This is a genomic window from Peijinzhouia sedimentorum, assembly GCF_049340005.1.
In the GTDB taxonomy this organism is placed as follows: Bacteria; Bacteroidota; Bacteroidia; order Cytophagales; family Cyclobacteriaceae; genus CAXBDP01.
On sequence record NZ_JBMPIY010000002.1, the window covers coordinates 363,093 to 386,081 of the forward strand.

Annotated in this window: 19 protein-coding genes; 5 read left to right on the plus strand and 14 right to left on the minus strand. The window is 40.8% G+C overall.

The features are described from left to right. Positions 1-15: 15 nt before the first annotated feature. From ftsA to ACOXY8_RS04865, 13 genes are all read right to left on the minus strand, one after another. On the minus strand, positions 16-1,317 hold the full coding sequence (gene ftsA, locus ACOXY8_RS04805; RefSeq protein ID WP_458330587.1) for a cell division protein FtsA: 1,302 nt from the start codon (positions 1,315-1,317) through the stop codon (positions 16-18). Between the two features lie 10 nt (positions 1,318-1,327). Then, entirely contained in the window at positions 1,328-2,086 is a 759-nt protein-coding gene (locus tag ACOXY8_RS04810; protein WP_458330408.1) for a cell division protein, read from the minus strand. Further along, on the minus strand, positions 2,076-3,479 hold the full coding sequence (gene murC / locus ACOXY8_RS04815) for a UDP-N-acetylmuramate--L-alanine ligase (protein WP_458330409.1): 1,404 nt from the start codon (positions 3,477-3,479) through the stop codon (positions 2,076-2,078). The genes ACOXY8_RS04810 and murC overlap by 11 nt, the downstream gene beginning before the upstream one ends. Further along, positions 3,476-4,591, minus strand: a complete 1,116-nt coding sequence (murG, locus tag ACOXY8_RS04820; RefSeq protein ID WP_458330410.1) for an undecaprenyldiphospho-muramoylpentapeptide beta-N-acetylglucosaminyltransferase — start codon at positions 4,589-4,591, stop codon at positions 3,476-3,478. The genes murC and murG overlap by 4 nt, the downstream gene beginning before the upstream one ends. After that, positions 4,588-5,742 (minus strand): FtsW/RodA/SpoVE family cell cycle protein, encoded by a 1,155-nt coding sequence (locus ACOXY8_RS04825; protein WP_458330411.1) that lies wholly within the window; start codon positions 5,740-5,742, stop codon positions 4,588-4,590. The genes murG and ACOXY8_RS04825 overlap by 4 nt, the downstream gene beginning before the upstream one ends. After that, complete coding sequence (gene murD / locus ACOXY8_RS04830; RefSeq protein ID WP_458330412.1) at positions 5,739-7,118, minus strand: UDP-N-acetylmuramoyl-L-alanine--D-glutamate ligase; 1,380 nt, start codon at positions 7,116-7,118, stop codon at positions 5,739-5,741. Before murD ends, ACOXY8_RS04825 begins: the two co-directional genes overlap by 4 nt. Next, on the minus strand, positions 7,118-8,332 hold the full coding sequence (gene mraY / locus ACOXY8_RS04835) for a phospho-N-acetylmuramoyl-pentapeptide-transferase (protein WP_458330413.1): 1,215 nt from the start codon (positions 8,330-8,332) through the stop codon (positions 7,118-7,120). The genes murD and mraY overlap by 1 nt, the downstream gene beginning before the upstream one ends. Next, entirely contained in the window at positions 8,333-9,805 is a 1,473-nt protein-coding gene (locus ACOXY8_RS04840) for a UDP-N-acetylmuramoyl-L-alanyl-D-glutamate--2,6-diaminopimelate ligase (RefSeq protein WP_458330414.1), read from the minus strand. It abuts the gene before it with no gap. Next, on the minus strand, positions 9,802-11,910 hold the full coding sequence (locus ACOXY8_RS04845) for a penicillin-binding protein (protein ID WP_458330415.1): 2,109 nt from the start codon (positions 11,908-11,910) through the stop codon (positions 9,802-9,804). Before ACOXY8_RS04845 ends, ACOXY8_RS04840 begins: the two co-directional genes overlap by 4 nt. Further along, positions 11,900-12,277: an FtsL-like putative cell division protein gene (locus ACOXY8_RS04850; RefSeq protein ID WP_458330416.1), complete on the minus strand. Its 378-nt coding sequence runs from the start codon at positions 12,275-12,277 to the stop codon at positions 11,900-11,902. The genes ACOXY8_RS04845 and ACOXY8_RS04850 overlap by 11 nt, the downstream gene beginning before the upstream one ends. Next, on the minus strand, positions 12,274-13,194 hold the full coding sequence (rsmH, locus tag ACOXY8_RS04855; RefSeq protein WP_458330417.1) for a 16S rRNA (cytosine(1402)-N(4))-methyltransferase RsmH: 921 nt from the start codon (positions 13,192-13,194) through the stop codon (positions 12,274-12,276). The genes ACOXY8_RS04850 and rsmH overlap by 4 nt, the downstream gene beginning before the upstream one ends. 2 nt (positions 13,195-13,196) lie before the next feature. Further along, positions 13,197-13,640: a division/cell wall cluster transcriptional repressor MraZ gene (mraZ, locus tag ACOXY8_RS04860; protein ID WP_458330418.1), complete on the minus strand. Its 444-nt coding sequence runs from the start codon at positions 13,638-13,640 to the stop codon at positions 13,197-13,199. A 231-nt stretch (positions 13,641-13,871) separates the two neighbouring features. Next, positions 13,872-15,065 (minus strand): CaiB/BaiF CoA transferase family protein, encoded by a 1,194-nt coding sequence (locus ACOXY8_RS04865; protein ID WP_458330419.1) that lies wholly within the window; start codon positions 15,063-15,065, stop codon positions 13,872-13,874. A 131-nt stretch (positions 15,066-15,196) separates the two neighbouring features. On the opposite strand from ACOXY8_RS04865, the gene ACOXY8_RS04870 reads away from it, so the two are divergent. Next, complete coding sequence (locus ACOXY8_RS04870) at positions 15,197-17,026, plus strand: hypothetical protein (protein ID WP_458330420.1); 1,830 nt, start codon at positions 15,197-15,199, stop codon at positions 17,024-17,026. 50 nt (positions 17,027-17,076) lie between these two features. Here the strand turns inward: ACOXY8_RS04870 and ACOXY8_RS04875 are convergent, their stop codons facing one another. Continuing rightward, positions 17,077-18,051: a polyprenyl synthetase family protein gene (locus tag ACOXY8_RS04875; protein ID WP_458330421.1), complete on the minus strand. Its 975-nt coding sequence runs from the start codon at positions 18,049-18,051 to the stop codon at positions 17,077-17,079. Positions 18,052-18,143: 92 nt separating this feature from the next. Here ACOXY8_RS04875 and ACOXY8_RS04880 point away from each other — a divergent pair, with 92 nt between their 5' ends. From ACOXY8_RS04880 to ACOXY8_RS04895, 4 genes are read left to right on the plus strand one after another with little or no spacing between them, the layout of a single operon-like run. Then, entirely contained in the window at positions 18,144-19,028 is an 885-nt protein-coding gene (locus ACOXY8_RS04880; RefSeq protein WP_458330422.1) for an alpha/beta hydrolase family protein, read from the plus strand. Then, on the plus strand, positions 19,000-20,160 hold the full coding sequence (locus ACOXY8_RS04885) for an aminotransferase class I/II-fold pyridoxal phosphate-dependent enzyme (RefSeq protein ID WP_458330423.1): 1,161 nt from the start codon (positions 19,000-19,002) through the stop codon (positions 20,158-20,160). Before ACOXY8_RS04880 ends, ACOXY8_RS04885 begins: the two co-directional genes overlap by 29 nt. 42 nt (positions 20,161-20,202) lie before the next feature. Then, positions 20,203-21,903, plus strand: coding sequence for a 1-acyl-sn-glycerol-3-phosphate acyltransferase (locus ACOXY8_RS04890; protein WP_458330424.1), 1,701 nt, complete (start codon positions 20,203-20,205; stop codon positions 21,901-21,903). Then, the gene (locus ACOXY8_RS04895; RefSeq protein ID WP_458330425.1) at positions 21,887-22,939 is read left to right on the plus strand and encodes an NAD(P)H-dependent glycerol-3-phosphate dehydrogenase; all 1,053 of its coding nucleotides are present in this window, start codon (positions 21,887-21,889) and stop codon (positions 22,937-22,939) included. Before ACOXY8_RS04890 ends, ACOXY8_RS04895 begins: the two co-directional genes overlap by 17 nt. The last annotated feature ends 50 nt before the right edge of the window (positions 22,940-22,989 follow it).

The following is a 22,989-nucleotide window of genomic DNA, read 5'->3' on the forward strand; positions in this document are numbered from 1 at the left end:
AATGGGTTCCTTGTTTTAGTAATCTCTTTCATCCTCAAAGTCATCTATCAAGATGCTTTTGGTCTTGGTGATCAATCTTGAGAAGTAATTCTCTTTTTTCACTGGCTTGGCCAACGGACGATTCATGCCGTTTGGATTCGATCCCCAACTTGGGTTTCTGTCATCTAACGCTTTGAATCCGCTCAATACCAATCCTACCGAAGTAGCATACATTGGACTTTTCACTTCATCTACTTTTCCCTTGCCCATGTGCTCGTTTGGATGGCCAACTCGAGTATCCATACCAGTCATAAATTCAAACAACTGCTTCACACCTTGCAATTGAGAACCGCCTCCAGTCACTACAATTCCTCCTGCTAGTTTTTTCACATAGCCTGATGTGATGATTTCATTATGTACATGCTCGATGATTTCTTGCATGCGCGCTTCAATAATATGAGCCAGATTCTTGATCGAGATTTCTTTTGGTGGGCGATTGTGCATACCCGGAATAGATACTACTTCGTTTAGGCTAGCTTCCTCAGCAATCGCTTTCCCAAACTTCACTTTTAGCAGTTCTGCTTGATTTTCCAGCACCATGCAGCCTTGCTTAATATCGCTTGTTACGATATTGCCGCCGAATGGAATCACCGCCGTATGGCGAATGATATTATCGTGGAAAATGGCAATATCTGTAGTGCCCCCACCAATATCTACCAAGCAAACGCCCGCTTCTTTCTCTTGATCGCTCAGCACGGCAAGAGAAGATGCAAGAGGCTCCAAAATCAGATTTTGGATTTTGAGACCTGCACGCTTCACGCATTTGTTGATATTGTTGATTGCATTCGTTTGGGCGGTAATTATGTGAAAATCTGCTTCCAAACGAACTCCTGTCATTCCAACAGGATCCATAATACCATCTTCGTAATCCACAATATAGTCTTGCGGCATTACATGGATAATCTGGCTACCTGGTGGCGTCACAATCCGATACATGTCCTCAGTAAGGCGATTTACATCCTCTAAACTGATTTCATCTTCATTGGAATTTCTAGTGATACTTCCATGATAGATACTACTCTTGATATGCTGACCTGCAATACCTACATTCACCACATTTATTTCAATGCCTGATTGAGTTTCTGCTTCTTCTACAGCTTTCTGAATAGCTCTTACGGTTTTATCAATATTGGTAACAATGCCTCGATTTACGCCATCAGAAACGGCTTTCCCCATTCCCAACACTTCGAGCTTACCATATTCATTTTTGCACCCCACTATTGCACATATTTTGGTGGTGCCAATGTCGAGTCCGACAATTATTTCTTGGTTTGACATAGCTGAGTTATTATTCACAAACGATCTGGTTCTCATAGTTTAAGTTTACTCTTGCGTATCGGTTCCACCCCTGTGAGGGCAAAATCCGCTTATAGAAGATCATCAGTTTCCTAAACTTTTCTTCTATTTTGCTCAGGTCACCGAATTCGATTACCTGATTACCAACTTGTGGATATAGGACTACATCGTCCTTTTCCCACACCACTTCTGCAATCTGAGCCTTCCAAAATTCATCGGCATGGATGAAATCTAGCAGCTTCATCAATTGCAATTTGTCTTCAGAGTTCATAGCTGCATTGATCGCTTCGTAGGCTTTTTGCCCGGAAAGGATCAACACCCTGGCTGTATATTTTTCAGATAAGGGAAGCAATCTTCCGAACTCATCCATGTACATATCATTTCCTTTTTCATCGGCAAAACGCACCATTGGCACCTTTTGACTGGAGCGAACTGTTAGGTTTCCTCTTTGATCGATAAATGCAGCCACATTCTCTGTGTATTGGTGGCTCTCTAATTTTTCTTCTAAAAGACGTAAGTCTAATGTTGACATATTTACTCCAGCAAAATCCACATGCCCTCCTTCAGTGATCAGCGAAAGGATATCTGCTTCCTCGAGGAAATATTGTCCATTGGGCTGATCAAGTTCCACAGCCACGCTGGTAATATTGCGGGAGGTTTGCTTATGCTCTACCAAACCAATCAGTCCAATAAGCATCAGAACCGCCACCGCATAAGTAAATCCATATCGTACCGATTTTTTAATCTGCATAGGTTCTGGATTTTAAATGTTTAGCAATAGGCTCTACTAATCTGTCTATATCTCCTGCGCCGATTGTCAGCAGAATTTCTAATCGACGAGTTGCCAATTCATCAATCAAGTCGTCTTTCTCCACTAATCGCACATCATCAGCATTGATATCATCAAGTAGCATTTCGGATTTTACACCTAAAATAGGTTCTTCTCTTGCTGGATAGATGGGTAGTAATATCACCTCGTCTGCCAAGCTTAAACTATTGGAAAAGCCAATGGCAAAATCTCTAGTGCGGGTGAAAAGATGCGGTTGAAAAATAGCCGTAATTCTTTTGCCTTTGTACATCGCTCTTACCGATTTGATAAATGCTTCTATTTCCGCAGGATGGTGAGCATAATCATCTATATAAATAGTATCAGGACCAGCATAAACTGTTTCAAATCTGCGCTTAACACCTTTGTAACTTTCGATACCCTTTTTGATTTTTTCAGATGAAATACCTCTCAAATGCATGGAAATAATGGCTGCAACGGCATTCTCAATATTATGGAAGCCTGGCATTTGGAGGGTGATGCCTTGAATATCTAAATCAGGTCCTAGCAAATCGAATACAAAACGATGCTTTTCAATCCGTACTCTTTTTGCTTGGTAAGTACCTTTTTCAATACCGTAGGTAATGATTGTGGCAGGAAAATCTGTGTCTTCTTTGATGGTTGAAGCGATTGCTGCATTCAATATCAAATATCCATCCTCCCGCACTTTCATTCCGAAATCTCTATAGGCTTGTACCAATTGCTCACGGTCTCCATAGATATCCAAATGATCGGCATCAGCAGAAGTGATAATGGCAATATTTGGCTCCAATTGAAGGAATGAACGATCAAATTCATCAGCCTCCACTACCATTAAAGAATCAGGTCTATTTTTCTTACTTTGAATGAAATTGGATTCGTAATTCCGAATAATTCCACCCAAAAAGCCAGTAACATTCGCTCCTGCATGATATAGTGCATGGGCAATCATTCCAGAAGTGCTGGTTTTGCCATGCGTACCAGCTACGGCAATCGTTTGATGGCTCTTAGTAATTAAGCCTAAAACCTCCGCTCTTTTCAGAATCGTAAAGCCTTCCTCCCGCAAATAATTAATGCCTTTGTGCGCTTTTGGAATTGCTGGTGTGTATATCACCAAAGTATGTTCCTTGTTCGATTTCACCATTTCCGGAATGGCTTCTATCGAATCCTCAAAGCTGATTTCAATACCTTCCGTTTCTAATTTCTGAGTAATTGCCGATGGCGTTTTATCATAGCCATACACTCGCTTTCCATTGGAAATAAACCAACGAGAAAGTGCGCTCATGCCGATGCCACCTACTCCAATGAAATAAACGATATGGTATTTATTGAAAATCAACTCGCTAGTTTTAATATTTCGTTTGCAATTTCTTTTGCGGCATTTGGCTTAGCCATGCCTTTTATATTTTCTGCTAATCTTTTGCACTCAGTTTCATCAATAAGCAATTCTAAAGCTGCAGGGATTAAGGATGCTTTCGCATCAGCATCAGTTATCATTTTAGCAGCATTTTTGGCCATAAGAGCCATTGCATTTTTGGTTTGATGATCTTCGGCAACATTGGCTGACGGCACAAAAATCACCGGTTTGCCAACCATGCACAGTTCTGATATAGACAATGCCCCAGCACGCGAAATCACCACGTCGGCAGCCGCATAAGCCATATTCATTTCTTTGATGAATGATGTTGGAATAATATTACCAAATGGCCCACCATGATCAATTATATGTTGGAGCATTTCAGCTTCGTACAATTTGCCCGTTTGCCAGATCACTTGAATCTGACTGCCAGCCAAGGTTTCCAAATGCTCAACTATTGCATTGTTGATAGAGCGAGCTCCAAGGCTTCCTCCCAAAATCAATAGTGTTGGTTTGTCAGCTTTAAGACCGAAATGAGTTCTTGCTTTGGCTTGATCTCCACCAGAAACCATAATATCTGACCTTACTGGATTACCTGTAAGAACAATTTTTTCTGCCGGGAAATACTTTTCCATTCCTTCATAAGCGACACAAATAGTCTTCGCTTTTTTGGCTAATAATTTATTGGTAAGTCCTGCATAAGAATTCTGCTCTTGCAATAGACAAGGAATTCCTGCTGATGCCGCAACTCTCAATAAGGGTCCGCTAGCATATCCGCCGACACCTATAGCAACTTGAGGTTTAAATTTCCTTATAATCGCATTAGCACTTAGTAAGCTCCAAACCAACTTAACAGGGAATAACAAATTGCTTAGAGTTAATTTCCTTTGAAGTCCACTAATCCAAAGACCTTTGATTGGATATCCGGCCTCAGGTACTTTCTGCATTTCCAGCTTACCCTTTGCTCCTACAAATAAGATATTAATGTGAGGGTTGATTTCCCTCAAAGCATTCGCAATTGCTATTGCAGGAAATACGTGACCTCCTGTGCCTCCACCGCTTATTATGACGCTATGTAATTTTGCTTGGCTCATGCTAATGCTAATTTTTTGCGTTTTGGTGAAGCTGTTTGCATGGTGGCTTCTTCGATATCGCCACGACTTACACTTAGGATAATTCCTAATGCTAAGCCGGTAAATAATAGTGAAGTACCACCCATGCTGACAAGCGGGAGGGTAAGTCCGGTAATTGGCCCCAATCCTACTGCAACTGCCATATTGACCATGGCCTGTAATACCAATGCGAAAGTGAGTCCAGCAGACAGTAATCCACCGAAGGCTCTATTACTTCTGGATACTGCAAGCATTCCTCGATAGAGCAATGCCAAATAGAGGAATACTACGAATACTGCTCCTATCATCCCATATTCCTCCACCAAAATAGAGAAGATGAAATCTGAGTATGGATGCGGTAAAAAGTTTCTTTGCTCACTTTTGCCCGGGCCTTTTCCAGTAATACCTCCTGTGGCAATAGCGATAAATGAATGTTGCGCTTGATAAGGTACTTCCTCAGAATAAAGAAAAGTCTTTACCCTGTTAATGGCAGTTTCCTTTCTTTGACCAACCATTAATGCTAAGCTCCCAGCTAATCCCCCAATCAGGATCATCATACCCAAATAGCGCATGGGTACGCGGCCAATAAACATCACTAGCATGCAAGTGGAAAATAATAGAATAGCCGTACTTAAATTGGCTAAAGCAATTAGGCCACAGATAGCTCCACTCCACAATAAGATGTAAATAAATGCTTCCTTATTTTCTCTAATGTTGGCCTGACGTTTAGATAAATAACTAGCTAAACCGGCAATTAAAGCCAATTTGGCAAAATCGGAAGGCTGGAATGGTTGGTTGATAATCGGAATCGTTAACCAACGGCTAGCTTCATTCAAATTGAGACCGTAGCGCCAAGTAATTACTAATAATGGTACAGAAAGCCACAGGCTCAATCTTGCCAATTTGGAATAATAGCGATAGTCAATTTTATGAGCTACCCACATTACTATCAAACTCAAGCCTACCAATGCGGAATGTTTGAATAAATAATGCTCAGTATTTCCTCCCATTCGCTTGAATGCAAGGGTTCCGGTGGCGGAGTAAACCAACAGAATACTGATGATTGAGAGCGCGAATACTATCCCCCAAATCACCGGATCACCCTTTAAATTCTTTTGTACCCACTCTTTCATGATTCTACCTCCTGGTTTATTGAATGAGTACCTGATATTTTATTTGCAACCGCTTTGCGAAATTTGTCGCCGCGGTCTTCGTAGTTTTTGTACAAGTCGAAACTTGAGCAAGCTGGTGAAAGCACTACCACATCGCCAGAGTTAGCATAATTGAGTGCTGCATCCACAGCGTCCACTTCATTATGAGTATCTTCAACAGGCAAGTATGGCGAGAAGAATTGTATCAGCTTTTGGTTGTCAGCTCCAAGGCAAACTAGTGCCTTTACATTTTCTTGCACAAGTGGCAATAACGTATTGTAATCATTGCCTTTGTCTTTTCCTCCCGCTATCCATACAATATCCTCATGGAAACTAGACAGCGCGAAAAATGTAGAATCAATATTTGTAGCTTTGGAATCATTAAAGAATTTGATACCATTGATTTCACCAACTGGCTCCAATCTATGTTTGGCATTTACGAAGCTTTTTAAACCCTCTTTAATTTCACTTTCAGTAAGTCCCTCTTTCCATGCAGCCAGTATGGCACTCATTACATTTACCATATTGTGTGGACCACGCAATGGAATTTCATCCTCTGAAATAGTAAAAGCTAAACTGCCATCAGGATTCTTAAAGAACAATTGGCCGTCTTTAAAGTAGGCTCCATTGTTTACCTCCCGCTCTCTAGAGACCCGTAGCATATCCACGTCCAAACCACGAGTTATTACCTCCTTACTTATCACGTCATCATCTTGGAAGAAAATGAAGCGATCATTCTCAGTCATGTTCTGCGTGATTTTTAACTTCGCATTTACATAGCTCTGGAAATGATTGTAATATCTATCTAAATGATCTGGTGTGATATTCAGTAAAATAGCTGTATCCGCTTTGAATTCGGACATGCCTTCGAGCTGGAAATTGCTCACTTCTAGCACATAGGTTTCGTAGCTCTGATCAAGCAATATTCTGGCAAGGCTGGTTCCGATATTTCCACCCAAACCCACATTTCTGCCAGCTTGCTTCAATAAATGATGCGTAAGCAAAGTAGTGGTGGTTTTGCCATTGGTGCCCGTAATCAAGATAAAGCGTCCTTTCGCAAAACGCCAAGCAAACTCCAATTCACCAATTACTGGAATCCGGTTCTGGATAATCGCTTGCATCACAGGCACAGAATCTGGTATTCCAGGGCTTTTGATTACTTCATCAGCTTTGAGAATTTTCTCCAAATTATGGCCACCCTCTTCGAACTTGATTTGGTTGGCAATAAGCTCATCGCGATAGCTTGAGGCAATAGATCCAGCATCAGACACAAATACTTTGTAGCCTTTGGCTTTTGCCAAAAGCGCAGCACCTGTTCCACTTTCTCCTGCTCCTAGTATGACGATTCTTTTGCTCATTATCTCAACTTAAGTGTTGCCAATGTGATGATTGCCAAGAGTATCCCAACAATCCAAAACCTTGTAACTATTTTCGACTCATGCATTTCCATCTTTTGATAATGGTGGTGCAAAGGCGACATTTTAAATATTCTTCTACCTTCTCCGTATTTCCTTTTGGTGTATTTGAAATAAGAGACTTGTATAATCACTGATAAATTTTCGATTAGGAAAATGCCACAAAGCACAGGAATGAGCAGCTCCTTACGTACTGTCAAAGCCAAGACGGCAATAACACCACCGAGGGAAAGACTACCTGTATCTCCCATAAAAACTTGAGCCGGATAGGCATTGTACCATAAAAAGCCGACACAAGCACCTACAAATGCCGCACAGAAAATCACCAACTCGCCAGAACCGGGTATGTACATTACATTCAAGTATTGGGAGAAAATGGCATTGCCTGAGATATAAGCAAAAATAGCTAAAGCCAAACCGATGATCGCGGAAGTTCCTGCTGCGAGGCCATCTAAGCCATCGGTAATATTTGCTCCATTGGATACGGCAGTGATGATTAGCACCACCCAAAGCACAAATAGAATTGGTGTAACATTTTCACCTAGAAAACCGAAAATTCTTGTGTAGTCGAGCTCATTGTCTTTGAAGAATGGAATTGTGGTTTTGTTAGATTTCACATCTTCAAAATTGATAGCTTCACCATCAACAGTTTGCTCAACTGCCACAGGACCCGTAAATTCTCTTACTTTCACATCTGGATGATAGAATAATGTGAGACCTACAATTAGTCCCAAACCTACTTGCCCAATGATTTTGAATTTACCTGCTAGGCCAGCTTTGTTCTTTTTGAACACTTTAATATAATCATCTGCAAAGCCAACCAAGCCTAACCAAATAGTAGCAGTCAGTAGCAAAATGATATAAATATTATCAAGTCTTGCGAAAAGCAATGCTGGAAATACAATGGCTGAGATAATAATCAGTCCACCCATTGTTGGTGTACCTTTTTTCTCAATCTGGCCTTGTAATCCCAAATCACGAACTTCCTCACCAATTTGCTTTTTGCGAAGCATGGCGATCAGTTTTTTACCAAAGAAAATCGTAATCAGCAAAGACAATACAGCAGCCATACCTGCACGGAATGAGATGTACTGGAATACACCTGCTCCCGGTAGGTCAAACTGTTGGTCGAGATAGCTGAATAGGTTGTACAGCATTTATCCTTGCTTTTCGTGTAACATTGCCAAAAATTCCTTTACTATTTCCCTATCATCAAAAGGAAATCTTTCACCCTTTATTTCTTGATAAGTTTCATGGCCTTTTCCAGCCACCAATATTATATCGCCCTTATTTGCTAATGTGCAGGCGGTTTTAATTCCCGCTTTCCGATCGCTAATTGTGAGTACTTTACGACGATTAGTCACGCTCACACCATCATACATTTCTTGCAGTATTTGATCAGGATCTTCGTCTCTAGGATTGTCAGAAGTAAGCACCACTTTGTCGCTAAACTTACAAGCTATCTGCGCCATCAATGGTCTTTTGCTTTTATCGCGATTGCCCCCACAACCAACCACCGTAATCACTTGCTCCTGTCCAGTTCGCACCGATTTTATGGTGTCAAGGACATTTTCCAAGGCATCAGGCGTGTGAGCATAATCTACAATTGCCGTAATTCCGGCATTATTGGCAACCTGCTGAAAACGTCCTGAAGCAGGATCTGCCTGAGATAATGCCATCAAAGCTTCTTCCTCATCCTCACCAAGTAAATCAGCCACACCAAATACAGCCATCAAATTGCTTGCATTGAAGTCGCCAATTAGCCTAAACCAAACCTGCTTATTGTCAATATCCAGCTCTAAGCCTTGCAGTGAATTGGTCAAAATCTTGGCCTTGTAATCAGCAGGGAAATGAATACCATACGTATGCTTACTGGCTTTGCAATTTTGTAACATCACTTGCCCGCGTTTATCATCGGCATTTACCAACGCAAAAGCGGTTTTGGGCAATTCATCAAAAAGCTTTTTCTTAGCCTTGATATAATTATCAAATGTTTGATGATAGTCTAAATGATCGTGTGTAATGTTTGTAAAAACAGCTCCTTTGAAAGTAAGCCCACTAATTCGCTCTTGTACAATCGCATGCGAGCTAGCTTCCATAAAGCAATATGCACAGCCTGCTTTCACCATTTCTGCCAATAGTCGATTGGTTTCAATAGCATCAGGTGTGGTAAGGCGGGAGGGAAAATCTTTCCCGTCTATTCGATTAACAACCGTGGAAAGCATTCCAACTTTATAGCCCAATTGCTGGAAAAGCTGATATAGCAAAGTCACAATAGTCGTTTTGCCATTAGTTCCGGTAATTGCCACCAATTGAAGGCGGGAGGATGGATTATCATAAAAATTAGAAGCCATGATTCCCAAAGCCTTCGAAGCATCTTTAACCTGGACGTAAGAAATACCTCCCGCTAATTTTTCCGGCATTTCTTCACATATAATTACCGAAGCACCATTTTCAATTGCCTTAAGTATAAATGCATGCCCATCTATTATAGAACCCATTATTGCTACAAATGCAAAATCCTTCTGGACTTGTCTGGAGTCCATAGTGATGCCCGCAACTTCTACATCAGGATTTCCCGATGTAGCAAGTAATTGCACCTTATATAATATGTCCTTCAGTCCCTTCATTTCAATTGTAGCTTTACTGTATGTCCACCCGCTATTCTTGTTCCAGCAGCAGTTGATTGCTGACTTACTCTTCCTCTTCCGCTATATCGAACAGAGATGCCTCTATTTTCCAATAGGAATAGCGCATCTCTTAAAGTCATTCCTTCTACATTTGGCATAAGGCCATCTGTATTTGCCATTTGAGCAAATTTCACTTCTTGATTTTGCACCGAGCTACGAACCCATTCTACCGGCTCACTATAATTGGCTACAGCTTTCACTTGAAGCGTATTAATTATGGTCTCCAAATCTTCCGCATAGCCTGCCTTTATAAGTGGATAGCTATCTTCGTCAGAAGTCAAAGCCATTGATTTATGGAATTCATTATTGCCCGTGAATACCATATCTGCAATTTCTCTGAAAACCGGCCCTGCCACTACATTGCCATAATAGCTACTCGTAGATGGCGCACCCACTACTACAATACATGAATAGCGTGGATCATCAGCGGGAAAATATCCTGCAAAGGATGATTGGTAAGTAATCTTATTTCCTTGACGGTAGCCCGACTGATCGAATGCGATTTGTGCAGTGCCTGTTTTACCAGCGATTTTGAAGTGAGCACCTTTCAGGTTTGTCGCGGTTCCTTCTTCTACCACTCCTTCCATTGCTTCGCGCAAAGCTTTGATTGCACGATCGGAAGCCACCGAATTTTCAATCACTTCTACAGAATATTTTTGCTCAACCTCACTTCCTCTTCTGATTTCTGAAACCAAATAAGGCTTCACTAACACACCGTCATTTGCAATTGCATTGTATGCACTCAACATTTGAAGCGGCGAAAGTTTTAACTCATAGCCAATGCTCATCCAAGGTAGCGTTGTACCGTACCATTCTTTTGTGCCTGGACTTTTAACGTATGGAATGCCCTCACCTTTGAGCTGAAAGCCAATTGGTTCATGTAAGTGAAATTTTTCTACGTACTTAATGAAATTGCCCGGATTGGCGCCAAAGTGTCTTTGAATCAATTTGGAGATACCAACATTAGAAGAGTTCTGGAAAACTTCTTTTAGCGTAAGTATACCATAGCCACCTTCATTGGAGTCACGCATAATGCGATCGTAAAAGCGATGTGCTCCGTTTTTAGTATCAACTGTATCATTTAGGCTGAGCTTGGCATCCTCTAGTAAAGCCAATAGTGAGATTAGCTTAAAAGTAGAACCAGGCTCCATTGTTCCTTGAACTGCATAATTGTACCGCTCACCATAATTGCCATTTGCATCGCGACTCAGGTTTGCCATTGCTTTGATAGCACCGGTAGAAACCTCCATCAATACCACTGAGCCGTATTCGGCTTCATGCTTTGATAGCGAACTCAGTAAAGCTTGCTCGGCTACATCTTGCAAATTCACATCTATAGTTGTGATAATGTCAAGACCATCTTCTGGCTCAATATCATTTCCATCAAATAATGGCTTCCATGTGCCTCCAGATATTCTTTGGAAAAGTGCTTCACCTTCTCTGCCTGCTAACTGATCATTAAAGCTGTATTCAAGGCCTACAACTCCATTTCCAGTATCATCCGTGTATCCGACAGTACGCATAGCCAATTGATTGAATGGTCTATATCGTACATCTACTTTTTCGAAAATAACCCCTCCACGCATTCTACCATCCCGGATAATTGGCCAATCCGCCATTTTCTTTTTGGCTTGAAAGTCGATGGATTTGCTATTGATCGCGATGTATTGCTTTCCTTGATTGCGAGCATTTTGCAACTTGCGCTTATAGCTCGCTTGTGATTCGTCTCTGAAATGTCTGCTCAAAAGCAATGAAAGTGAGTCAATTCCTGATCTCCATTTTTCATCTGATGCGATGGTAGCATCAATGGCCAATCTGTAAAATGGCAATGAAGTCGCCATCAAACTGCCATTGTCAGAAAAAATGCTGCCTCTACTGGCGCCTACTTTCATATAGCGAATACCGGCTTCCTCGGCCATAGCTGTCCAATGCTCACCCTCATTGAATTGGATGTGCGCGATTTTACCAATAATGGCCATAGCAAATAAGGCTACCACCAAAAAGGCAATTCGTACGCGGAGCAATATGGACTTCTTAATATTCATTCTTATCCACCAAAATTTTAAATGGAGGTTCTTTGCTTAATTCTAATCCGATAGGCGCAACTCTTTTGCTTATCTCAGAGCGCTTGCTTTGCACCATATATTCCGACTTCAGTGTAGTAAAGTCGGCTCTTAAATCTTCCACTTCCAGCGTAAGCTTATCGATATTGCGAGCCATGCGATCTGCCATGTGTGTATTATATATGTATATAATAGCTAGCAAGGAGATAAATAATGCTTGCGGGAGGTAGCGAGTCGGCAATCCTTCACCAAAAAGGCCATCTAATTTGAAATAGCCTGAAAGCACAGAAAAGAGACTCCATCTCTTTTGCTTTGTATCCTTTATCCGTATGGTGTTGCTGCCTTTCATAGTCTCTCTCCAATTCTCAGCTTTGCACTACGCGCCCTATTATTGAGCTTAGTTTCTTCTTCACTCGCCTCGATAGGCTTTTTATTGATTGGCTTGATAGGCCTCAATAGATTTCCATAAAAATCCTTTTCAGGATTACCTTCTACATTGCCATAATTAATGTAGTTTTTCACTAAGCGATCTTCTAGCGAGTGATATGACATTACCACTAACCTCCCGCCTTCATTGAGTACATCGCCACATTGAAGCAGCATTTCTTCTAGTGCTGCCATTTCATCATTCACCGCTATGCGCAATGCCTGAAAAACCTGGGCGTAGTATTTGAAATCTTTGCCCCGAGGAGCGAAAGATTTCAAAAACGCTACAAATGCTCCTGTATCTTCAAAGGGCTTATTAACTCTAGCACTCACAATTGCTCCGGCTAGGGTTTTGGCATTTCGTACTTCGCCATACATTCCAAATATCTTTTGCAGTTCTTCTGCGCTAGATTCATTCAAAATTTCAGCAGCTGTATGTCCTTTGCTACGATCCATTCGCATATCCAATGGGCCTTCGAATCGAGTGGAGAAACCACGCTCCGGCTCGTCGATCTGATGTGAGGAAACCCCCAAATCAGCTAAAATTCCATCCACTTTGCTCACTTTGTACAGCTTGAGGTATTTCGCAAAATACCTGAAGTTGGCCTGCACAAACGTGAAGGATGAATCCTCAATCAATTCGGCATTCGACCGGGCGTCATCGTCCTGGTCGAAGCCGAACACACTGCCTTTTCCTTTTCCGTGCAGTTGTCTAAGTATTTCCTTTGTATGGCCTCCGCCACCAAAGGTCAAGTCTATATAGATTCCGCCTGGCTTAAGCGCCAAGCCTTCCATGCATTCATCTAACATGACTGGCCGGTGATAACTGTAATCCATCATGGCTATTCAGCTAAAAACTTTTCGGCCAGCTTCGAAAATTCACTCGGATCGCTGATGAGGTATTGCTCATACAAGTCCGGATTCCAAATCTCTATGCGATTGCCCATTCCCACCACGATAGCATCTTTCTCAAGCTGCCCGTATTTCATCATGGATTTTGGAATTAGGAAACGCCCCATGCTATCCAATTCAACCTCCGTATTGCCTCTGAAAAAATTACGCTGAAGGGATCTGTACTCTTCGTTGAATTCACTAAGGGATGCAATACGTGAAAAAATCTTCTTGTACTCAATCATCGGGTACAAAACCAAGCAAGGCTCAAATCCACGGCGCAGCACTAACTCACCTGGAGCTGACTCCGGCAAGTTCGCCTTGATGCGAGACGGCAAAACCAAGCGCCCTTTGGCGTCTAGCTTGCATTCGTATTCGCTTGTGAAAAATGACATGAGCTTGATTAAAATTTAGTCCCTTACGCAAACTTAACGAAAGAATTGACATTTATCACCACTTTCTCCCACTTTTTACCACATTTTTTTAAAAAATGAAAAAATCAGTCTCATTTCTCAATTCTGTAGAAAAATGAGCGCAGGATAATAAGTTTGTAAACAATTCATTTACAATTATTTAAATCAAGACAAAATTAAAAATGGCAGAAAGTGGTATGGAGTGGGATTAGATTAAAAAACAATTCGACTACTCTTTAGGATATTAATATATTCCTTAGAATAGTTTAATTTACTTGTTAGAATTTGCTCAGAATGCTCACCCAAAATAGGCGGAGGGAGTAAGCGGGAGGTTGAAAAAAGCCCTATAGAAACCGCCAAAGATGGCAGTCCAAAAGCAGCTGGAAAAGCATCAGATTTGAGTAGAGAATTACGAATTTCGGGCTCTGAAAACGCCTCCGAAATGTTGCGCAACTCGCCTACTGGTATGCGCAATTTGTTGCACTGGGTGAGAATGAAATCAGCCTCTAATTGCTTGATTCGATTTGCCAAAATAGCATTCAATTCCTCCCGCTTTTCTACACGGATTTTATTATCGGCAAACTTATCAAATATGGGTAGTGTCAAAATTTCGCAGAAGCTTTTAAACTGTTGATTACCACCAATAGCAACCATTAATTTACGATTATCAATGGTCTTATATACGGCACCATAAGGCACAATATTCGGATGCTCATTTCCCATTGGTTTCGGCAAAGAATTATTCATCAAATGATTGGTGCCTTGGTTAGCCAGTGATTGCACTGCGCAATCGAAAAGTGAAACTGGGATATAGACTCCCTTGGCTTCGAATTGCCGATTGATTAGGGCAATCAAAATAGCTTGCTTCAAATGATGAGCAGCTAAAATATCGATAAATGCAATGGGTAATTTCAAGCCATCGCTACCTGCCTTTCCATTAATCGACATCAAACCAGATTCGGCTTGGATAAGTGCATCGTAACCCACGCGAGGATCATCTGCTCCATAGCCAACAATATGGCCATAAATAAGAGCTGGATTTATGCGACTTAGACTTTGATAGTCAAGCCCAAATTTCTCTGCATCACCTACTTTGTAGCTGGACAGAATTATATCGCTTTGCTTGGCCAAATCCTTTACAATGGACTGGCCTTCTGCTGTGCTTAGATTTATAGCCAGAGATTGCTTACCCCAATTTGCTGCACAAAAATATGCGGACCTACCTTTACGACCCTGCTCATCTTTGGCTAGCCAAGATCGGGTAACATCCCCATTAGTTTCAGGATTTTCAATTTTAATAACCTCCGCACCCAGCTCTGCAAAAAACTGCCCTACAGAAGGCCCTGCTAATACTGAGGCTAATTCTAGGACTTTTAGATTTTTGAAAAAGATGGTAGCTAATGTCATACAGCAAATTACGTTTCATAAGATGTATTATCCCAAATCCAGTTTTAGATAATTGAAAATTTGAAAAATAATTCAAACGATCTTTTCAGTTGAAGAATAAAATACTATATTGAAACAACTAATTCATATAAATGAATTCTCTTTATCTAAAAATATTTCTTGCAATCATCTCAATCTCGTTTCTAGGAGGAATAGCCATCGCACAACATTCCTTAGAATTGAAAAAGAGTGTGGTGTTTCAACAGGAGCCTATCGACTATTACTTGCAAGTTGACAGTGCTTATCTCAACACGCCGCATTATGTGCTTTGGGTAGATCCTGTAGAGAATAAAATTATTGACTTCAATATTCACATACCATTCGCACCAGTTTCCAAAGGAAGTTTCTATATAGACGAAAATTGGAAAAGATATGGTGAGTTTATCCTTTTTGCCCTGCCCAAAGTAGCTCCAAATACCATTGCTTATGCACATGTGGATATAATGCCCAATAAAACAGATTTACTAGATGAATGGAAAAAACTTTCTACTACTAATAAAACTTCTTGGGAAAAGGTAAATCATCCAGAAGCAGAAGGTAATATCACTTTTCAATTTGGCCCTAAAATTTCTCAAGCTCCCGCTATTGAGTCTTCCAAGCTGAATGCAAAACTTATTGAAGACAACTGGGAGATAATCATTGAAAAGCCTGATAGTGCAGAAAATTTTACATTACAGTTTTCCCAAAAACATAGCGTCCTATTTGCGGCCAATAGCAGCAGCGAACAGCAACGTGTGATCATTCCCGCTAGAAGACTACCTCCAGGAGAACTCAATATCACCTTAATGTTCGGTGGAGAAGAATTAGATTTGCTCACTATTCAAAATCCGCTACTCACACTCAATGAAACCGATATTAACTTTCAAAAACTTAATGACACTTTAGGTAAATTTGAACTAACTCAATTAATCAATCCTTGGGTAGATTTGAAAGACTTCTCTCTTAAAATTTCTATTACTGATTTCCCCGAGCTATTGATGAATGAAAGCTTTGCAGGTGAAATACCATTTTCTTCACATGAATTCGAAGAAAATACGATTGCAATACTTCACTCTCACAAAAAAGGAAAACAGGAAGGCAATCAAAAAATTGTTGTTTTCAATAGAGAAGCAGAATTGTATTACAACAGCGATAAAGAGGGTAATTACTTTTTTGATCAATACGATTATGCCCTACTCGATGATGACTATCATATTGTCAGTCATGATAATTTTCAAGGAAATATTAATGTTAATTTGAACTTTCCTGACATTGAAAAAATCCAAGATCAATTACCCGAACTTCTCTCTCAAATTCCTACTCGCATTTCCATCCAGAGTAATAAAAAATCGTATGATTTCAGTTTGGAAAGTATAGGAGTATTATTAGATGAAGTAAGTATTTCAGCAAAAAGAAAAAGAGCTACAACTACAGACACAAGAGAAAAACCAAACTCTGTACATTATAGAAATACTGATTATGTATGCCACCACCTAGTTTTAAATTGTTCAAGTCATGAACCATTTCTAGGGTTCAATGCTCAACATTACACAGGGCCACTTGCAGTTAATAGAGACCCTAATACAATGAAGCCAACACCGCTACATTTATGGGTTCCAAATGACAACCCAAAGCCCAATGAAATGATATTAAAATATAGGACTTCGCATGAAAGACCTGTAACTTGGTTTACCTACCCAAACACCTTTTTTCATTCAATTGCAGCAAAAGCAAAAATCAAAAATATACAAGAACATTACTTTAGAGAAGAAGCCATATTTGGCTTTTATAGTGAGATGATTTCTCAAGCCTATGCGCCATTATCTCTGCTCTATACTTCGGAAATAGAACTACCCGGTGTGTATTCAAATGCTTATTTTATTGTGGAAATTATTCATCAGCCCACGGGAATGCGGCAGCAGGTGGTAAAGAAGATTCAATAAATAAGTGAAATTATTAATTGAAGGAGCCTTACCCCACAGCAAATACAGCCCTACTTCACCCGCTCAATCGTAAACTTCACCAACTCTCCAAGGGAGGTTTTGTATTCTGAATCAGGAAATTTATTGAGAATTTCTATAGCCTCATCATAGTATTCCATCATGCGTTTTTGAGCATATTCTAAACCGCCGCTCTGCTTAACATAGTCTATAACAAAAGCCACTTTAGAGGGTTCTTCGCTATTGTTTTTCACAATATTGATTATCTTTCTCTTTTCCAGCCAACTGCTATTTTGTAAGGCATAAATTAGCGGCAGAGTCATCTTCTTTTCTTTGATATCAATACCCACGGGTTTACCAATCTCAGCATCACCGTAGTCAAACAAATCGTCTTTGATTTGGAAAGCCATGCCTACTTTGAGGCCAAACTCCTTCATTAAGCTTACTTGCTCAGGAGATGCGCCAGCAGTACATGCTCCCACACCACAACAGCTTGCTATCAATGAGGCAGTTTTTTGGCGGATGATGTCATAATATACATCTTCGGTAATATCCAGTTTACGCGCCTTTTCTATTTGCAGCAATTCTCCTTCACTCATTTCTCGCACAGCTTCCGACACGATCTTGAGCAATTCAAAATCACCATTATCTACCGACAATAATAGTCCGCGAGACAAAAGGTAATCTCCGACCAATACAGCGATTTTATTTTTCCACAAAGCATTTAGCGAAAAAAAGCTCCGACGATAGTTCGCATCATCCACCACATCATCGTGCACCAAAGTAGCTGTATGTAGCAATTCGATCAAGGCCGCCCCACGATAGGTTTGATCGCTTATCGTGCCAACAGCACCCGCAGTCAAAAACACAAACATTGGGCGCATTTGCTTGCCTTTGCGACGCACAATGTAGCCCATGATTTTATCTAAAAGCAGCACACGACTTTTCATATACTGGCGGAATCGCTTTTCGAATTCCGTCATCTCAGTCAAAATGGGTGCTTGAATTTGCTTTATTTTCTGCGACATGCCGTTTTAATTGTTGCAATATTACGACCTTGACTTTCCTTTGCCAAAGATTCTTATTTTATTACATTAAATAGAATTGCGCCTACATTGTTATGAATCAAATTGAAGAACGTACATTTTCTCTTGAGGGAGCTAGATCTGGTAAAAAAATTACTGGAAAAATGACTTTTAGGCCAAATAGCAAAGCAAAGCCAATTATCATTTTCGCACATGGTTTTAAGGGATTTATGGATTGGGGACATTTCCCCATGCTTAGTGCTGAAATGGCGAAAAATGGATTTGTATTTATTCGATTCAATTTTTCGATGAATGGTATTACAGAAAGCAGTCCAATGGAAATTGAAGATGAAGAAGCCTTTGGAAGAAATACCTTCAGCGATGAAATGAATGACCTTGGCGCTGTAATCGATTGGGTACAGAAAGAAGCGGGAGGAATTGTAGGTCAAGAACTAAATCTGGATCAACTTAGCCTAATGGGGCATAGTCGTGGCGGCGGGTTGGTCATATTGAAAGCCACAGAAGACCCGAGAGTAAAAGCTACCATAAGTCTTGCAGGTGTGCATGACTTCTCCACAAGATACCCACCCGCAATGCTACAAAAGTGGAAACAAGATGGCGTACTCTATGTACTAAATGGTCGTACAGGTAAAAATTTACCCGTATATTGGGAGACAGTCGAGGATTTTTTGGCTAGTAAAGATCGCTTTGATATTCCAAATAGAATAAAAACGCTTTCGACGCCATTACTGCTTTTTCATGGTGATCAAGACGAAACTTTAGCGGTTTCTACAGCTTATACTTTAGCATCCTGGAAACCGGATGCTAAGCTGATAGTAATGGAAGGAGCTGGCCACACATTTGGTGGTAAGCATCCTTGGACGCAGGAAAACCTGCCTGACTATGCACAAGAAATTGTCAATGAAAGCACAAACTTTTTAAAAATGCATTATGAAAAACCTCCCACCAAACATTCATAAAAAGTTAGCCGACAGAGTAGCAAAAGGTAATCTAAGGAAGCTACCAAGCATTCAAAGCAATATTGATTTTTCATCGAATGATTATCTAGGCATGGCTCGCTCCGAAGGCCTCCGCATGCGCATTTCCGATGCTCATAATAAGCTCACTCACAATCAAAACGGAGCTACAGGAAGTAGATTATTAACTGGAAACAATCAACTGCACAGAGAAATAGAAAGTGAATTAGCCGCACTTTTCAATGCTCCAGCAAGTTTACTATTTCAATCGGGCTATATGGCCAATTTGGCGATTTTCTCTGCCCTCCCGCAAAAAGGCGACACGATCATCCACGATGAACTTATTCACGCATGTGTAAAAGATGGTGCACGCCTCAGTTTCGCAGACCGATACTCCTTCCGCCATAATGATTTAGAAGATTTGGAGCGGAAAATAAAGAAAGCCAAAGGCAATGTATATGTAGGAATTGAATCGGTGTATTCTATGGATGGAGATGTAGCACCTATGAAAGAAATGGCCGCTTTGTGCAATAAATACGGATGCTATCTGATTGTAGATGAAGCGCATAGCACGGGCGTAGCAGGCCGATACGGAAATGGACTTGCCTGCGAACTGGGAATCCAAAAAGAGCTTTTGGCTGTGGTATATACTTTTGGTAAAGCTATGGGAATACATGGCGCATGCATTACTGGTAGCGAAGAGCTAATTCAATACCTGATCAATTTCAGTAGGCCATTCATTTATACTACGGCTATGGACAATCACAGTTTGCTGGCAATTCGAGAAGCATTTCGGTTTTTAGCTGTGCACCCTGAGTTGGTAGATGGCCTCAACACGAATATCCAACTGTGCCATCAATATTTGAACGACCTTGAAAGCTGGGCTGATGATGTGGCGTTTAAAGCTCAGCCTTATGCAATTCAGCCATTGATCATTCCAGGCAATCATCGAGTGAAATGGCTATCGCAGGAACTTCTGGACTATGGATTGGATGTGCGACCTGTTTTGTCTCCCACAGTTCCCGAAGGTGAGGAACGCCTGCGCGTAACAATACATCAATACAACAGCGAAGAGGAAATACTCCAGCTCAGGGACTTACTGAAAGAACTACTTCCAAGATTACCCCAACATTAAAGATGTAACAAATAGCCGTATATTTGGATTTTTAAATAAGTCTTGGAAAATAAGAATAGCTATACCAAACCCATAGTAAAACCTAACACCAAAAAGGTCTATGAGCCTATATTGGCTGGGTCGGATGAATGGCCGGTAGTAAAGCTGGCCAAAAATCGCAAAAATTTTATCGAAGAGGTAATTCAAGCTAGCCATTCCAAAATCTCTGAGCTTACCATTTCACCACAAGCCTTGCTAGATGAAGTGGAGCTCACTATGTACAAGGAGCGGCTTAGAATTAAGCAAAACCCTTGGTTGGTCGACCCTGACGATGAACTTCCTTTTTGGAATAAAATCCGCTCACAGCTTATCGCACTTTCACGCGCTGAGGATTACGACGAGGAAGTTGTAAAAGATTTGCTGGAGCAGATTGTAAGCAGATACGCCAACGAAATTGCAGGTAATTTCAAGCCTTCGAGCTATCGATTTGCCAGAACGGTAGCAAATTTTGGCTTTTCGAGATTACTAAATGCCAGTCGTTTAGGATTCAAATCCATTTTTAGCAATCAACTTACTATGCAGGATAAAATACACATAGTAGGCGAGACTGAGCAAATGCGAGAGCTATCAAAAATTGGCACTGTGGTAGTAGTTCCCACACACTTTAGCAATCTGGATTCGATACTTATAGGCTGGGTAATTAATACGATGGGTCTACCACCATTTATTTATGGCGCTGGGCTCAATCTTTTCAATATTGGTATATTTGCCTATTTCATGAATAGCCTTGGCGCCTATAAAGTAGATCGCCGCAAAAAGAACCTAATTTACCTCGAAACACTCAAAACCTATTCCCGCCTTGCCATCAAAAATGGCTGCCATAGTTTGTTCTTCCCAGGTGGGACTCGTTCTCGCTCAGGTATGATCGAGAGCAAGTTAAAACTTGGACTATTGGGCTCAGCAATGGAAGCACAGCGAGAAATCTATGAAGAAAATGGAAACCGCAAGATTTTCATCGTTCCGGTAGTGCTCAATTACCATTTCGTATTGGAAGCTCCTGCACTAATCAATGAGCATTTGAAACAAGAAGGTCAAGAGCGTTATTATGTAGAAAAAGATGAATACTCAGGCTCCTACAAAATTCTGACTTTCCTATTGAAGTTCTTCACCAAAGGATCTGACATTTCTGTTTCGATAGGCAAAGGAATGGATATATTGGGCAATCCCGTAGATATGCAAGGCAATAGTCTCGATAAGCATGGCAAAATCATCGACACAAAAGACTATTTCCTAAGCAGCGGAAAAGTGCAGAAAGACAAACAGCGAGAGCAGGAATATACCGATAATCTTGGGAGAGTAATTGTAAAAGAATTTCATCGAATTAGTCGTGTGTTTTCTAGCCATTTGGTCGCCTATGCAGCCTTTAGTATTCTGAGAAAAAAGCATAAGCGTTTAGATTTATATTCATTTTTGCGCTTACCAGTAGAAGAGCTAATCATTCCTTATGATCAATTCCGGGATGCTTTTTTCAAATTGCGGGAGGAATTATTCAGACAATACGAAAATGGAATTTGTGATTTAGCTCCCCACCTTACGGAGGATTTGGATGAGGTAATAGCCCATGGTTTGAGCAATGTAGGAATGTACCACGCCAAAAGACCTTTGGTGAAAAATAAAGATGGAGATTTGGTAAGTGAGGATCTCAATCTACTATATTATTATCGCAACAGACTGGAGGGATACGATCTTGAGAAAATCATCTGAAAAACCTATTGGCGTAATTGGCGCAGGTAGTTTTGGAACTGTGATAGCCAATTGCTTGGCAGAGAATAATAAAGTTCTTTTGTATGTCCGTAGGGCTGAACAAGCGGCTGAAATAAACCTAAGCCGAAAAAGCAGTAAACAGCAATTGCATGATAATGTAATTATTACTAATAATATCCAACAAGTTGCAGAGGAATGCGAGGTTATATTCCCGATAATCCCATCCTCCAATTTTCGGGAAATGATGAGCCAATTTGGGCCATATTTACATCCTTATCATATTTTGATTCATGGCACCAAGGGTTTGGATATTCAATTACCCGAAGGCGCAAGATTAGATGATCCTGATTTCAAACTTACTCGTGAGCATGTTCGCACAATGAGCGAGGTAATCACCGACGAAAGCTCTGTCGTAAGAGTGGGCTGCTTAGCAGGACCCAATCTAGCAAGGGAAATGGCGGACAAGCAGCCTGCAGCAACGGTAATTGCCAGCAGATACAATGAAGTGATATTACAAGGTCAGAAACTCCTTCGTAGCGATCGTTTTCAGGTTTATGGCAATCAGGATATCACAGGTGTAGAACTTTGCGGTGTGCTCAAAAATATAATTGCCATAGCTTCTGGCGCATTAAGCGGTTTGGGTTATGGCGATAATGCCAGAGCCTTACTCATAAGCAGAGGCATTGTGGAGATGATACACATGGGCAAAGCTTTTGGTGGAAATATCGAAGCATTTATAGGCTTGGCCGGAGTTGGCGATTTGGTAGCCACTTGTACCAGTACCCTCAGCCGTAATTTTACGGTTGGCTACAGACTTGCCAAAGGAGAAAGCCTACCGCAAATAATTGAAAGTATGGAGGAAATAGCTGAAGGTGTGAATACAGTGAAAATCATAACTAAACTCACGACAAGCGCCAATTTGAGAGCTCCAATCACCGAAAATCTACATAAAGTACTCTTCGAAGATTTACCTGTAGAAACCGCATTGAACTACCTGATGAAATACCCACTAAATGTCGATATCGACTTTCTCTAGGGCTTTTTCTTCAAAAAAAAGCATTCAAACTTCGAATTAAAATAAATCAG